Below are 15,539 nucleotides of genomic sequence, written 5' to 3'. Positions count from 1 at the left end.
GATGGATATAAAAGGCGGCGAGAGAAGGAATATGGGGGACAGATACGCAAATTACAGACAATACAGCGACGGAGAGCTGATTGACCGTCTCCGCAGGGGAGAAACCTCTGTCATGGAGTATATCTGTGACAAATACAAAAATCTGGTGCGCAGCAAGGCGAAGTCCATGTTCATTCTGGGGGCGGACAATGAAGACCTGATTCAGGAAGGCATGATAGGACTGTTTAAGGCAGTGCGGGATTATGACACCGGGCGGGATGCCAGCTTCAGCTCCTTTGCGGAGCTGTGCATTAACCGTCAGATGTACACGGCGGTGCAGGCCTCCAGGAGACAGAAGCATTTTCCGCTGAATACTTATGTGTCTCTGGACTGGGAAGAAACCGGGGATGACAGAGAGGGACTGCATCTGACGGAACTGCTGGCAGACAAAACAAAGCGGAACCCGGAGGAGCTTTTTCTGGACAAGGAGCGGGTGGACTATCTGGAGCGTATGATAGAGGAGGAGCTCAGCGACTTTGAGAAACAGGTTCTCGACCTTTATATCACAGGGATGAGTTATACACAGATAGCAAAGGTGCTGAGCAGGGATGAAAAGGCCACAGATAACGCCCTGCAGCGTCTGAAGGCGAAAATCAGAAAAATGTTGTGAAAGTTCGGTGTAAAAGCCGGACTTTTTAATTGTTTTTTTATAAAAGGGACAGATTCATTTTATTGACATGACAAAAAATCGGGCATATAATCAACGGCAGAAAACCGACTGACTGGTCGGACGGCAGGAGGAACGGAAATGATTTCCAGATTCAGTGTGAAAAAACCATATACAGTGCTGGTGGGAGTGGTATTGGCCATTATTCTGGGCATTGTGTCTTTTACCAGAATGACGGCGGATTTGTTGCCCAATATCAGCCTTCCCTATGTGATAGTCATGACTACTTACCCGGGAGCCAATCCGGAGACGGTGGAGTCTGTGGTGACACAGCCTGTAGAGGCGGCCATGGCTACGGTAAGCAATATAGAGAGTATCAGTTCGGTTTCCAATGAAAGCTATTCCATGGTGATTCTGGAATTTGCCCAGACAGCGGATATGAATGCGGTATCTCTGGAGATACGGGAGAATCTGGACCAGATTAAAAGCTACTGGGACGATTCGGTGGGGAATCCCATCATCATGAAACTGAATCCGGATATGCTGCCGGTGATGATTGCCGCCGTGGGCGTGGAGGGCATGGATAATGCGCAGATCAGTACATATGTGCAGGAAAGTGTCATGCCGGAGCTGGAGAGCCTGGAGGGGGTGGCCAGTGTCAGTGCCACAGGCCTTCTGGAAGAGAGCGTGAATGTCATTATCCGTCAGGACAAAGTGGATGCTGTCAACGGGAAAGTGTACGCTGCCATCGATGAGAAGATGCGAGAGGCGGAAGAGGAGCTTGCAGACGGGCGAAAAGAATTGGAAGACGGCAAAAAAGAACTGGCGGACGGCAAAAAGGAGCTTCTGGACGGACGCAAGGAGCTGGCAGATGGAAAGAAGGAGCTGGAGGACGGCAGGAAAGAACTGGAAGACGGCAGGCAGGAGCTGGAGAATCAGCAGGAGGCAATTAACAATCAGCTGGCAGTTCAGAAAAACTCTCTGCTGAGCGCCAAGGCACAGCTGGAAGAAATCCAGACAAACCTTGCCACAGCGAAACAGCTGAATGACGGTATCGGGCAGATGGCATCCGCGGTGGAACAGTTCGGCGTCATAGAGAAGGAAAAAGGCAGCCTGGAAGTGCTGCGGGACGGGGAGTATCTGACGAGATATACTACATATATGACCGAGTGGGCGGATGCGCTGGGCAGAGCCATGGCTTTGCTGGAAGCCGGCGGTTCTTTTGCCACTCCGGAGGGAGTGGCAATTATCGGAGATTTCGGAAGGGCATGTGACAATATTGACAAGCTGCAGGCAGAATTCAGAGGCAACACGGCACTGCCGCTGATTTCCGGTGTCAGCGAACAGCTTGCCGGCATTCTTGCCGCGGAGGAAGCGCTGCCCCGCTGGTATCCGGTGATAGATTTCAGCAACGGAATTCCCGACCAGTCCGTCATACCGGATGAGGAAGCAATCACCCAGCTCACCACTGTGGTAGGGACCGCGCTGGGGGCAGCCAAAGAGGCTGCGGGGAGTATGCTTGAGCTGCTGGAGCAGAATGGCGACATTCTGGTGAAGTATGAAGATATGAAATCGGCGCTGGCGGCGCTGACCAGCGGCCTGGGTTATGACGGATATGTGGCGATGGTCAATGAAATGCTGCAAAAGCAGAATATCACGGACCTGGCACAGGCTATCAACGACATCAACAGCGGTCTGATTGCCATTGAAAAGGGACAGATGGCGGCGGCCATTGAATTTGCCAACGGCAAGGCGACTATCTCCATGGGAGAGTACCAGCTGGAGGTGGCGGAGTCCCAGCTGAAGACGGGAGAGGAACAGATTAAAAGCGGTCTGGAGCAGATGGAGGATGCCGAAGAACAGCTGAAGGACGCTGAGAAGCAGCTGGAAGAAGGGGAAAAGCAGCTGGCGGATGCGAAGGCAGAGGCATACGAACAGGCGGACATGACCAAAATCCTTACAGTTGATACGATAAAAAATCTTCTCACAGCTCAGAACTTTTCCATGCCGGCGGGCTATGTAACCGAGGAAGGCATCAGCTATATGGTGCGTGTGGGAGATAAGCCTTCCACCGTGGAGGAGCTGCAGGCGCTGCCTCTGATGGATCTGCACATGGACGGTGTGCCCGTAATCACGCTGGGAGATGTGGCGGATGTGTTTTACACCGATAACTCCGCAGAAATCTATACCAATGTGGACGGCAGTGCGGGTGTTATGCTGAGTATTCAGAAGCAGACGGGCTATTCCACCGGCGAGGTATCGGATTCTCTGGGAGAACGGTTCGGAGAGCTGATGGAGGAGAATCCCGATTTGTCCCTGATAAAGCTGATGGACCAGGGAATCTATATTGATCTGGTCATGGATTCCATCCTCAACAATATCCTGGTGGGCGGGGCGCTGGCGATACTGATTCTTCTGGTGTTCCTGAAGGATCTGCGCCCTACGCTTGTGGTGGCTTTCTCCATTCCCGTCAGTCTGGTGACTGCCATTGTATGTATGTACTTCAGCGGAGTGACGCTGAATATCATCTCTCTGTCAGGACTGGCGCTGGGAATCGGTATGCTGGTGGACAATTCCATCGTGGTGATAGAAAATATATACAGACTGCGAAGTGAGGGAAGTTCGGTGCGGGAGGCTGCCATGGAAGGGGCCAGAGAAGTGGCGGGCGCCATTACCGCCTCCACATTGACTACGGTCTGTGTATTCCTTCCCATTGTATTTACGGAAGGGATTACCAGACAGCTGTTCGTGGATATGGGGCTGACAATCGCCTATTCGCTGTTTGCCAGTCTGGCCATTGCGCTTACCGTGGTTCCCGCCATGTCATCGAAGATGCTGGTCAGGACCAGAGAGCAGAAGAGCGGCAGATTATTCGAGGGAATGACGAAAGGTTATGAAAGACTGCTGGAACTGTCGCTGAAGGGGAAACCGCTGGTGCTGATTCTGGTATTGGGACTGTTTCTGGGCAGCATTGCGCTGGCTTTTACCAACGGAACTGCCTTTATGTCGGATATGGATTCCACACAGCTGACGGTGAATGTGGCACTTCCTGACGACGCCACACTGGAAGAGACAGGAGAAATCTCGGATAAGGTGGTGGAAGCCATTCTGTCCATAGAGGATGTGGAGAATGTGGGAGCCATGTCCAGCAGTTCTGCCATGTCCGTGATGGGCGGCGGAGGTAGCGGCAGCAGTAATCTGGCCACCATTTATGTGGTGACCCGAGAAGACAAAAAGAGGAGCAATGAAGAAATTGCCCGTATGATCAGAGAGAAAACGGCAGATCTGGAGGCGGAGATTACCATTGATACATCCAGTATGGACATGAGCGCCATGGGCGGCAGCGGTATCTCCATTCAGGTGAGAGGCCGTGATCTGGACACGCTGCGGAGCATTGCGGAAGAAGTGGCGGCGGTGGTGGAGAGCGTGGAAGGAACCGCCGATGTCAGCGACGGGCTGGAAGATGCGGATGAGGAGCTGAGAATCATCATTGACCGGGACGAAGCGGTGCATTACGGACTTACGGTGGCTCAGGTATATACGCAGATTTATGCCAGACTGGCGGAAGCAGGCAGTGCCACTACACTGGTTGCCGCCGATAAGGACTATAATGTCTATGTCATGAACGGAGGAGACCTTGAACTGACCAGGGAACTGGTAAAGGATCTGGAGATAGAAGGCACTGATGAAGAAGGAGAAAAGGTGAAAGTGCCGCTGTCAGAACTTGCCTCTTTTAAGACAACGGAAGCATTTGTATCCATCAGCCGCGCGGACCAGACAAGGTATGTGTCCGTGTCCGCCGCCATTGCAGAGGGATATAATGTGGGACTTGTGTCCGGTGATGTGGAGGAAAAGCTGGCCGGCTACGAACTGCCGGCAGGATACAGGCTGGTATTTTCAGGTGAAAACGAGACAATTGTGGATGCCATGGAACAGGTTATGCTGATGATGATACTGGCCATTCTGTTTATGTACCTGATTATGGTGGCACAGTTCCAGTCGCTGAAATCTCCGTTTATCATCATGTTCACCATTCCGCTTGCGTTCACGGGAGGATTTCTGGGGCTGTATGTCACAGGAAGTGAAGTGAGCGTCATTGCCATGATAGGCTTTGTCATGCTGGCGGGAATCATAGTCAACAATGGTATCGTCATTATTGACTATATGAATCAGCTGCGGGAAAGCGGTATTGAAAAACGTCAGGCGATTCTCACTGCGGGCCGTACAAGGCTCCGGCCTGTGCTGATGACAGCTCTGACCACCATTCTGGCGCTGTCCACCATGGTGTTCAGCAGCGATATGGGAGCGGAGATGGCCAGACCCATGGCGGTGGTTACCATCGGCGGACTGCTTTATGGTACACTGCTGACACTGATCGTGATTCCCTGCATCTATGACCTGTTCAACCGGGATAAAAAGAAAGGGAGCGCGGAATTGGCTGAGCCGGAATTGTAGGCAGGAGAGAAAATTATGGGAAAAATCAACGGTTTGGAGGATATCAGTCAGGTGCCGCCGAAGGTGCGGCAGATGTACGGGGCCGTGATTGAGATGTTGGAGGAGGGGATGGACGCATCTGGCATGCGCGTCTCCGCCATCACGGAGAGAGCAGGAATCGGGAAAGGAACGGCATACGAGTATTTTGACTCCAAAGAGGAGCTTGTGGCCTGTGCTGTGGTATATCAGATAAAATGGAGTTTTGACTGGCTGAAAAGTACTCTGGAAGAGAAGGCGAGCTTTCAGGAACAGTTTTCTTTTGTGATGGAAGTGATCCGGCAAAAGGATATGCGCCTGAACTGCTTTCTGCGATTCGTGCACATGATGACGGATAATTCAGAGTTCAGCAGGATGGTTCGGGAAAAGCTGAATTCTGAATCCTTTGCCGCCTATCAGCCGGTGAATATATTTGGGAAAATCCTGCGGCGGGGAGTGGAGCGTGGAGAACTGCGGGGAGATATCCCCATGGAATATATGGTGTTCAGTGTGTTTGCACATCTGCTGACCTATGTGTTCGCCGCAGTGACGGACGAATGCTTTTCCCCGAATCTTGAGAGGATTAAGATGCTGGCCTCTCAGGGCATTTTGAACGAGCTGGGGAGTACTGCAGGCACCGCAGACTGACGGCCGGGTTTATCTCAGTTTTAAACTTTTTTAGATTTTAATTTAGAAAATAGACACACTTTGGACACAATTCTTTTGTAAGATAAATATCAGATAGTTGATGAACTCACTATCTCCCCCCTCATAAGAAATAGTGAAAAGGTCACGGTGAAAGCCGGGGCCTTTTCACATTGTAAAAATCTTGCATCCGGTATGAAAAAACGCTATAATGAATAGCAGGTATTGGGCCGGAATTCAGGGAAAGGGAAGAAGATTAATGGGCAGACGCAGGAAAGAACAAATGAAAAACGGACCGGATAATGACAGGGATGAGGCATTGGAAAAGGGAGAACAGACGGAAGCGGAAGTGACGGCAGCACAGCAGGAGTACATAGTACTGAACCGTCAGGAAGAGGAGAGCGCTTCTTCCGAAAAGGCAGAGCGAAGTCTGGCAGACTATATGACGCATTCTCAATACCGGTATTTTGACTGTGATGCCATATGGAAGAATATGGAACTGACGCAGGCGGTTATTCGAAAAGGAGAGGCGCTGAACCAGGAGAATAAAGTGCGGCTGCGCAGCGTGGAAAGCGGATATATGAGCGGTAAAAGCGAAACCGTGGGGGAAGCTGTAGGGGGAGGCACCGAGGGGAAAACCAATTTTCCCATTCATATAGTTTTTGACCGGGATTCCGTTCTGTTCGCGGAGTGCCAGTGTGCAGACTGCAGGAAGCACTATTACAGCAGATATTACAGGAGAGATTACTGTGGGTATCTGGCGGCATTTATGACATTGGTACAGGATTATCTGAAGGAAAAAAGTCTGGGTGACGCCACGGATGTGCGGGGCATTAAACTGATCCGGGCTTTTTCAGAGCAGCGGGCCAACAATGTGGTATCCGATACCATGGGGAGGAATGAAAGTCTGACGCTGATTCCCAGAATGATTATGAAAAACGGCGACCTGGCGATTTCTTTCAAGGTGGGAGAGCGTAAACTTTTTGTGGTGAAGGACCTTTTTGAGTTTTATCAGAATGTCCAGGAGTCTAAAACGGCAGCGTACGGCAGCAATACGGAATTCAGCCATGGCATTGACAATTTTATGGAGAAATCCCGTAAGTGGATAGAATTTATCGGAAGAATCGTGAAGGAGGAACTGGCCTTCGAGAGGAGGATGATCGAAGCCCACAGTTACTCCAAAAAAGCGGCTTCCAAAATCGGAGAGTTTACACTTTTCGGCTGGAGGCTGGACGAGTTCTATCGTCTGGTGCAGGGGGAGGAATTCGAGTTCGAGGACAGGGACAGTGAGAGAAAGACGAAGGCGCAGCTGCGGACGGGGGAGCGGAATCCCAGAGTCTCCATGACCATCCGCAAGAATGATTTTGGCGTCCGGAGAAGCTTTCACGGAATAACGGTTGACTGTCGTATGCCTCAATTGTTTTACGGTGTGGGAACTGCTTACTATCTGTGTGAAGACGCCTTTTGCAGGCTGGAGGAGGAATTTCAGAAGAAGGTGCGCACCGTGGCACAGTTCTGCAGAGACGGTTCGCTGACCTTTCAGGTGGGAAGAAACAATCTGTCACAGTTTTACTATTCCGTGCTGCCTCAGCTGGAAGGGGTGGTGGATGTGATGGAAGAGAACGCGGAGGAGATTGCGTCTTATCTTCCGCCGGAGGCCCGCTTTGTATTTTATCTGGACGCGGAGGAGCACAATATGACCTGCCGGGTGGCTGCAAGATATGGGGAAACAGAATTTCCCGTGCCGGATTTTGCCGGGGAAGGTCAGCCGAAGGTGCCGCTGGAGTCCTTCCGGGAGAGAATAAGGGAGTCGGAGACTATGTTTCTGGTGAGTCAGTGGTTTCCCTACTGGGACGCCGACAGACAGGAGAGACATTGCGGACGGGAAGAAGAGCGGATGTATCAGGTGCTGGACAAGGGTGTGGATGCACTTCTTTCCCTGGGGGAAGTGCAGTGTACCAGGCGATTCAGCAATCTGAATGTGGGGCGCAGGGTGAGGCTGGCCGTGGGGATATCCGTCTCCAGGAATCTGCTGAATCTGAATATTTCCACCCAGGATGTACCCCCCGAAGAACTGCTGGATATCCTGAAAAGCTATCGTCAGAAGAGAAAATATTACCGGCTGAAAAACGGAGATTTCCTGAGCCTGGACGAAGAAGGCGCGCTGCAGACCCTGACGGAAATGGTGGATATACTGCGGATGTCTCCCAAAGAGCTGATGAAGGGCAATGTCCGACTTCCTCTGTACCGCGCGCTGTATCTGGATAAGCTGCTGGAGAAAAACCAGGAGATATACAGCAGCAGAGACAGCTATTTCCGGGAGATGGTGAAGGACTTTAAGACGGTGAATGACGCGGATTTTGAGGAGCCGGCCTCTCTGTCCGGAATCATGCGGGGATACCAGAAGAACGGCTATCGTTGGCTTCGGACACTGGAGGAATATCGTCTGGGAGGCATTCTGGCGGATGACATGGGGCTGGGTAAGACACTGCAGGTGCTGGCAGTGCTGCTTTCCGCAAAGCTGGAAGGGAAAAAGGGGACTTCACTTGTGATCGCGCCGGCCTCCCTGGTCTTCAACTGGGGAGAGGAGATACGAAGTTATACCCCGGAGCTTTCCTATGGCTTTATCACGGGAAATCAGGAGGAGCGGAGAGGAAAGCTGGAGCGGTACGGGGAGTTTGACGTACTGATAACTTCCTATGATCTGTTGAAGAGAGATATTGAATATTATGAAGATAAGGCATTTTATTACCAGATTATAGATGAGGGGCAATATATCAAGAATCATACCACTGCGGCGGCCAAAGCGGTTAAAGCGGTGAAAAGCAGTGTGCGCTATGCTCTGACGGGAACCCCCATTGAAAATCGTCTCAGCGAACTGTGGAGTATATTTGACTTTCTGATTCCGGGGTATCTGTACGGATATGATGTATTTCGAAATGAGTTCGAATCGCCCATTGTGCGCAATGAGGATCAGTCTGCGCTGAAGAGGCTGCAGAGAATGACAGGGCCTTTTATTCTCCGCAGAATGAAGGAAAATGTACTGAAGGACCTTCCGGAGAAGCTGGAAGAGAACCGGTATGTCAGATTTGAAGAGACGCAGCAGAAACTATATGACGCCCAGGTAGTTCATATGAAACAGAAAATTGTCATGCAGGACGCCCGGGAGTTCCAGAAGAACAAAATACAGATTCTGGCGGAACTGACGAAACTGCGGCAGATTTGCTGTGATCCCGGACTTTGCTTTGAAAATTACGGGGGAGAATCCGCCAAGCTGGAAGCCTGCATTGACCTGGTACAGAGTGCGGTGGAAGGCGGTCACAAAATACTGCTTTTCTCACAGTTTACCTCCATGCTGGAAGTGATAGCCCGCCGTATGGAAGAGGAGAAAATCAGCTTCTATACCATCACGGGAGCCACACCGAAGGAAAAGCGTCTGGAGCTTGTGAAAGCTTTCAACAGAGATGACACGAAAGTGTTTCTGATCTCCCTGAAGGCAGGCGGTGTGGGATTGAATCTGACAGGAGCGGATGTGGTGATTCACTATGATCCCTGGTGGAATCTGGCGGTGCAGAATCAGGCGACAGACCGCACTCACCGCATTGGACAGACAAAGGTGGTGGTGGTTTACAGGCTGATTGCCAAGGGGACCATCGAAGAGCGGATCCAGGCGCTTCAGGAGAGCAAGAGAGCGCTTTCGGACCAGATTATTCAGGGAGATGCCGGGCAGCTTGGCGGTATGACCAAAGAAGATTTCCTGAGTCTTCTCTGAAGATAAGCTCTTTTATTTATTTTCTGAAAAAATATACATATTTTTCCAGACTTGTCCATATACTGTTAAAAAGGATTGACGACGGGTAAGAAGAGAATCGGCGGCCTGATAATAATTTCCGGACCGCCGCAGACAATCCTGTGAAAGGAGACGTGTATGGCAAGAGGACAACGCAAGACTCTCGAGGAGAAGATTGCTGCAAAGATGGAATTGATTGAGGCACTGACAACTCGTCTGGAGTCGGAGCAGAGAGAGCTGGAAGAAATGTATCAGGAAAAGAGACGAAAGGAACTGGAGGTTGTGAGCGACATCATAGAAGAGGCAGGGCTGGAACCGGAAGAAGTGGCGGAAGTGCTGCAGCAGTACCTGGAGCGCAGGGAGGAAGCGGCTTCCTGACGCGAACATTTATATGAAATATCTGCAGGAATCGGGAGTGTCTGGAACATTCCCGGTTTTTTTATTTAAGGTCTTTTTATTGTGGGAAATATGTGGTAATATAGTAACGGTATCTCTTTCAGAGAGCTGTTTTTTCACTTATCAGCTTATAGGCCGCAACAATTCAGATATCTGACCGAATTGTCGGCGTATTGTGACAGTTCGGACAGAGCATCGAACGGTTGCGTCATATTTTCTATCAACAGACAGGGCAGATCTTGACAATATGATACGAAACGCGGGGATACGTGGACTCCCGCGGCATGGAGGGAAAGCGATGACAGAAAATGACAACTTGCAGATGAAGCCTTATCCCATGAACGACCGCGCAGAAGGAGAGAGTGTGTGTTTTTCTTTTGTGTCCAGGACGGCGTCCTGCGGAATCATGTTGTATGACAGGGGAACAGGCAGACTGCTGAAGAAAATTCCTTTTACCGAAAAAGACAGAACCGGATATGTATACTGCAGGATCGTGGAGAATATAGATGTAAAGACGAACACTTATCTGTTCTATGAAGAGGACAGGCTTGTTCCGGATGAACGGGCGAAAGTCTTTCCACAGAGAACAGGATACGGCAGAGAAAGAAGCATTGCGGATCTGAAAGCCGGATTTGACACAGGAGAATTTGACTGGGGAGAAGACTGTCTCCCGCGCATTCCCTACAGTCAGATGATCGGATATTGTCTGCATGTGCGGGGATTTACCAGACATGCCTCTTCCGGTGTGCGGGACAGAGGAACCTTTTCGGGAATCAGGGAGAAGATTCCCTATCTGAAAGAAATCGGCGTCACTACCCTGGAACTGCAGCCGGCCTATGAGTTTATGGAGGTTCCGCTGAAGGAGGAGGAACAGAGACTTCCTCTGATGACGCCATTTGGGATTATGGAAGAGACCTCAGCGGGCAGGTTAAATTACTGGGGATATAAAAGGGGATATTATTATGCGCCGAAGGCTGCATATGCGGCCGCAGAGGATGCACCCCGGGAATTCAGAGAGCTGGTCAGGGCGCTTCATGAAGAGAGAATGGAGCTGGTGATGCAGTTTTATTTTCCCGGTGATGTCAATCAAAATGAAATCGCGCCAATTCTTCATTACTGGGTGAAGGCATATCATGTGGATGGTTTTCACCTGCTGGGAGAAGATCTTCCCATAGATTTACTGGCGTCCGATGATCTGCTGGCAGATACGAAATTGTGGTACTGCCATTTTGACACAGCGCGGATTTACGGAAAGGCAGAGCAGCCGCTGTACCCACATCTTGGGGAATATAATGATACCTGGTATTATGAAATGCGCAAATTCCTGAAGGGTGATGGAAATATGCTGGGCAGTGTGCTCTACCACATGCGGCATATCCCGGAAAAGGCGGGAGACATTCATTATCTGACAAATTATTTTGGACTCACCCTGGCAGATATGGTGTCTTACGATTATAAGCACAATGAAACCAACGGAGAGGAAAACAGGGACGGAAATGATTACAATGCCAGCTGGAACTGCGGAGAGGAAGGGACAAGCCGCAGACAGAGTGTGAAGAAGCTCCGGATAAAACAGATGAAAAATGCCATGTGTCTGCTTCTGCTCTCACAGTCCGCGCCGCTGATTTTCATGGGGGATGAATTTGCCAATTCTCAGAAAGGGAATAACAATCCGTATTGTCAGGATAATGCGGTAGCCTGGCTGGACTGGAAAGATGCGAAGAAAAATGCTGAAATACTGGAATTCTGGAAACTGCTGATCGCATTCCGACACAGGCATCCCATTCTGCACCCGGATCGGGAACTGCGTCTGATGGATTATCTGGCCTGTGGTTACCCGGATCTGTCGTATCACGGGAAATATGCATGGCAGCCCCAGACGGAAAACGGCTGCAGACATGTGGGTATCATGCTCTGCGGAAAATATGCGAAATCCGGCAGCGGAAGCGACGATACCTTCCTCTATATCGCCATGAACATGCATTGGGAGAGCCACAAGCTGGCGCTGCCCAGACTGCCCAAAGGGATGAAATGGGAGGCGGCTTTTTCCACGGAGAACGGAATCGGAACGAAGACAGATCTGCGGGAGGAAGAAAATTCGGAATGGCAGAGGAACATCGCACCCAGAAGCATTCAGGTGTATGTCTCTGTCCCGGTGAAGGAGAAGAAAGCCCGGGGAACCGTTGAAAAGTGACCGTGCACCTTTGCTTTTTCGTCTGCATATGATACCATAAACACATCATATGGAGATAACTATGAACTGCTTGATTTTGATACTGCTGCTTGGCTGCTGCGGCGGATGGGGAAACAATTCCTGCGGCTGCAGAGCAGGGAATGACGGTAACTGCTGCAGAGAATGCGGGGGGAATCTTCCCGGGAGAAAATGTCCTCCGAAGGATCCCTGCAGAAGAAAGCCCGACAGGATGCCTGATGACTGCGGCTGCAGAGAAGAGAGAACCTGCTGCAGAGAAGAAAAGCCCTGCTGTGATAAGAAGCCCTGTGACTGTGAGCAGAATGAAAGAGAGAGCTGCGATATCGGTCTGATACCGCCTCCCTGGCAGGATTATCCGAAATTCCCGCACCATGACGACAGAGAGGACTGTGAATCATAAAGAACAGAATCCGGACTCTGTGGGTATTCCGGTATCATGAATAATGTAAAAGGCGGTCCCGCAACAAGGTTGACCGCCTTGTTTTTGTTTTTTCGGAAAAAGTATTTAAAGTGGCAAAGGGGTGTGGTATAATAGAGAATACGAATGCGGGCTTTCGGATTGGATCAGGAGAAAACCGGCGTACCGGATATAATATAGCGAAAGGCAGGGCTTTCTGATGGAGAAGGAAAAGTATGTTGCTTATGTTTCCACTTACACAAGAGGGGACAAAAACGGGATAAAGATATATGATGTGGATATGGAACGGGGAAGATTTATTGAGAAGGATAAGGTGGAGATTACCAATTCTTCCTATGTGACCATTTCTCATAACGGGAAATACTTATATTCCATAACGGATTTTGGAGTGGAAGCCTATGAGATATTGGAGGACGGCAGCCTGGAATTCCTGAATTTCGCTTCTATTAACGGGATGAGAGGCTGTTATGTCTCCACAGATTATACAGACAGATATCTGTTTGTGGCGGGCTACCATGACGGGAAGCTGACTGTTCTGAAGCTGGGGAAAGACGGGGCCATAGGAGATATCACGGATGAAATTTACCATAAAGGGCTGGGCAGTGTGGCGGAGCGCAATTTCAGACCCCATATAAACTGCGCGAGAATGACCCATGATAATAAATATCTGCTGGTGGCGGACCAGGGGATGGACCATGTAAATGTATATCGTTTTGACGCGTCGATGGGAAAGGTGATGCTTGCAGATATTATCAGAAGCGAACTGGAATCTGCGCCAAGACACATCAAGATTTCGAAAGACGGACGTTTTATTTACATTGTGCATGAATGTAAATGTTATATTGATGTATATTCCTATGAGGACAAAAAGAATCAGCCTGTGTTCGAAAAGCTTCAGACGGTGAAGACCTGCCGTGGAGAGATGGGCAGCTACAATGCCGCCAGTGCGCTTACCTTTTCTGACGACCACAGATACCTGCTCAGCTCCAATGCCGGGGACAATTCAGTGGTACTGTATGAGGTAAACGAAGAGACGGGAAATCTCACCCAGATCTTCTGTCTGCCGGTGGGCGGGGAGTATCCGAAGGACGCCAGCCTGTTCCCCAACAATAAATTCCTGGTCTCCCTGAATCATGAGACCAATGACATGACATTTTTCCGGGTGAATGCGGAGAATGGTACCATGATTATGAACGGACCGCCCATTCGGGTGGATGTGCCCAACTGCATTACCTTTCATAAGCTGTAAAATTGCCGAAGAGACTTTATCCAATTGCCGTATGCGGCGATTTAGAGCCGTCGCGCAGCGACTAAACAGCAGCGGCCCGTTCAGTGCCCAGAGGACTTACGGACGTGCAATATGCGTCCGGAAGTTCTCAGCCCATAATCAGGTACTGAAGGGGCTGCTGCGGAACTGGAAATTACGGATGATAAAGTCACAAAGGCGCACGAGAGGAATTTTCATGAGAGCACTATCGAGTGAAAATTTCTTTCCTGAGGTGTGCGCCGAAGAGACTTTATCCAATTGCCGTATGCGGCAATTTAGAGCCGTCGCGCAGCGACTAAACAGCAGCGGCCCGTTCAGTGCCCAGAGGACTTACGGACGCGCAATATGCGTCCGGAAGTTCTCTGCCCATAATTCAGGTACTGAAGGGGCTGCAGCGGAACTGGAAATTATGGATGATAAAGTCACAAAGGCGCACGAGAGGAATTTTCAGGAGAGTATTTTCGAATGAAAATTCCTCTCCTGAGGTGTGCGCCGAAGAGACTTTATCCTTTAGAGCTGTCGCGCAGCGACTAAATTAGGAGGAAAAAATGGCAGGTTCCACATATGGTACTGTTTTCAGGATTACAACATGGGGAGAATCTCACGGGAAAGCGCTGGGCGTGGTGGTAGACGGATGTCCGGCCGGGCTGGAACTGGAAGAAAGGGATATTCAGCTTTATCTTGACAGACGTAAACCGGGAGCAACCGGGATTGCCACACCCCGGAAGGAAGCGGATAGTGTGGAAATTCTGTCCGGCGTATTTGAGGGACGCACCACGGGGACACCGATTTCTCTGATGATACGTAATACTTCTCAGATTTCCGGAGACTACAGTGAGATTGCCTCCTGCTATCGTCCCGGACACGCGGATTATACTTTTGACAGGAAATACGGGTTTCGGGATTATCGGGGCGGCGGCAGGTCTTCCGGAAGGGAGACAGTAGGCCGTGTGGCGGCCGGCGCAATTGCCTGTAAGATATTGAAGAAGCTGGGAATCACAGTGTGTGCCTACACCCGTTCTATCGGCCCGGTGGAGGCGGATATGTCCGGATTTGACAGGCAGGCAGCTCTGGAGACCCCCACTGCCATGCCGGACAGACAGGCAGATGCAGCGGCTGTGGCGTATCTTGAGGATGTGAGACATGACATGGACTCTGTGGGCGGCTGTATGGAATGTCTGGTAGAAGGTCTTCCCGGAGGGATCGGGGACCCTGTCTTTGAGAAGCTGGATGCGAATCTGGCCAAAGCCGTTATGTCCATAGGGGCGGTAAAGGCAGTGGAAATCGGAGACGGTCATGAGGTGTCGAGACACAGGGGAAGTGAAAATAATGACAGCTTTCAGATGAGAGAAGGGAAGGCTGTGAAAGTTTCCAACCATGCAGGCGGAATTCTGGGCGGTATCAGCGACGGGGATACCATTGTGGTTCGGGCCTATGTGAAACCAACACCCTCCATTTTTCGGACACAGCAGACTGTCAGTCAGTCCGGTGAAAGCATGGAGATCAAAATTAAGGGGCGTCATGACCCGGTGATTGTACCCAGAGCCGTGGTGGTGATGGAGTGTATGACGGCGCTTACGGTGCTGGATGCCATGATGCTGAATCTGTCCGCCAGGATGGAGAACCTCACAGCATTCTATGGTTTTGGGGGAAAGCAGGTTTTATGACCTGCTTCCCCGGGTCTGTGAGACGGGA

The 15,539-nt window shown here is 50.5% G+C and carries 9 protein-coding genes; all 9 read left to right on the top strand.

Annotated features, from left to right (window positions below):
• Positions 1 to 31: 31 nt before the first annotated feature.
• The 9 genes from sigH (at position 32) to aroC (ending at position 15,511) form a co-directional block, all read left to right on the top strand.
• Positions 32 to 649, top strand: a complete 618-nt coding sequence (sigH, locus tag NSB25_RS06455; protein ID WP_103238708.1) for an RNA polymerase sporulation sigma factor SigH — start codon at positions 32 to 34, stop codon at positions 647 to 649.
• 138 nt (positions 650 to 787) lie between these two features.
• Positions 788 to 5,101 carry an efflux RND transporter permease subunit gene (locus tag NSB25_RS06450; protein ID WP_103238578.1) on the top strand — a complete coding sequence of 1,438 codons (4,314 nt, stop codon included), beginning with the start codon at positions 788 to 790 and terminating at the stop codon, positions 5,099 to 5,101.
• Positions 5,102 to 5,116: 15 nt separating this feature from the next.
• Positions 5,117 to 5,764, top strand: coding sequence for a TetR/AcrR family transcriptional regulator (locus tag NSB25_RS06445; RefSeq protein WP_103238579.1), 648 nt, complete (start codon positions 5,117 to 5,119; stop codon positions 5,762 to 5,764).
• 256 nt (positions 5,765 to 6,020) lie between these two features.
• Positions 6,021 to 9,533, top strand: a complete 3,513-nt coding sequence (locus tag NSB25_RS06440; protein WP_242982326.1) for a DEAD/DEAH box helicase — start codon at positions 6,021 to 6,023, stop codon at positions 9,531 to 9,533.
• A gap of 156 nt (positions 9,534 to 9,689) precedes the next feature.
• On the top strand, positions 9,690 to 9,929 hold the full coding sequence (locus NSB25_RS06435; protein WP_103238581.1) for a hypothetical protein: 240 nt from the start codon (positions 9,690 to 9,692) through the stop codon (positions 9,927 to 9,929).
• A 316-nt stretch (positions 9,930 to 10,245) separates the two neighbouring features.
• Complete coding sequence (locus tag NSB25_RS06430; RefSeq protein ID WP_103238582.1) at positions 10,246 to 12,141, top strand: alpha-amylase family glycosyl hydrolase; 1,896 nt, start codon at positions 10,246 to 10,248, stop codon at positions 12,139 to 12,141.
• Between the two features lie 61 nt (positions 12,142 to 12,202).
• Positions 12,203 to 12,559, top strand: coding sequence for a hypothetical protein (locus NSB25_RS06425; RefSeq protein WP_172454969.1), 357 nt, complete (start codon positions 12,203 to 12,205; stop codon positions 12,557 to 12,559).
• Between the two features lie 217 nt (positions 12,560 to 12,776).
• Positions 12,777 to 13,826 carry a lactonase family protein gene (locus NSB25_RS06420; protein WP_103238584.1) on the top strand — a complete coding sequence of 350 codons (1,050 nt, stop codon included), beginning with the start codon at positions 12,777 to 12,779 and terminating at the stop codon, positions 13,824 to 13,826.
• Between the two features lie 566 nt (positions 13,827 to 14,392).
• Positions 14,393 to 15,511 (top strand): chorismate synthase, encoded by a 1,119-nt coding sequence (aroC, locus tag NSB25_RS06415; RefSeq protein ID WP_103238586.1) that lies wholly within the window; start codon positions 14,393 to 14,395, stop codon positions 15,509 to 15,511.
• Positions 15,512 to 15,539: the final 28 nt, after the last annotated feature.

The sequence above is a fragment of the Acetatifactor muris genome, assembly GCF_024623325.1.
In the GTDB taxonomy this organism is placed as follows: domain Bacteria; phylum Bacillota; class Clostridia; order Lachnospirales; family Lachnospiraceae; genus Acetatifactor; species Acetatifactor muris.
Note: the sequence above shows the minus strand (reverse complement) of the source record. Positions and strands in the feature narration are given on the sequence as shown.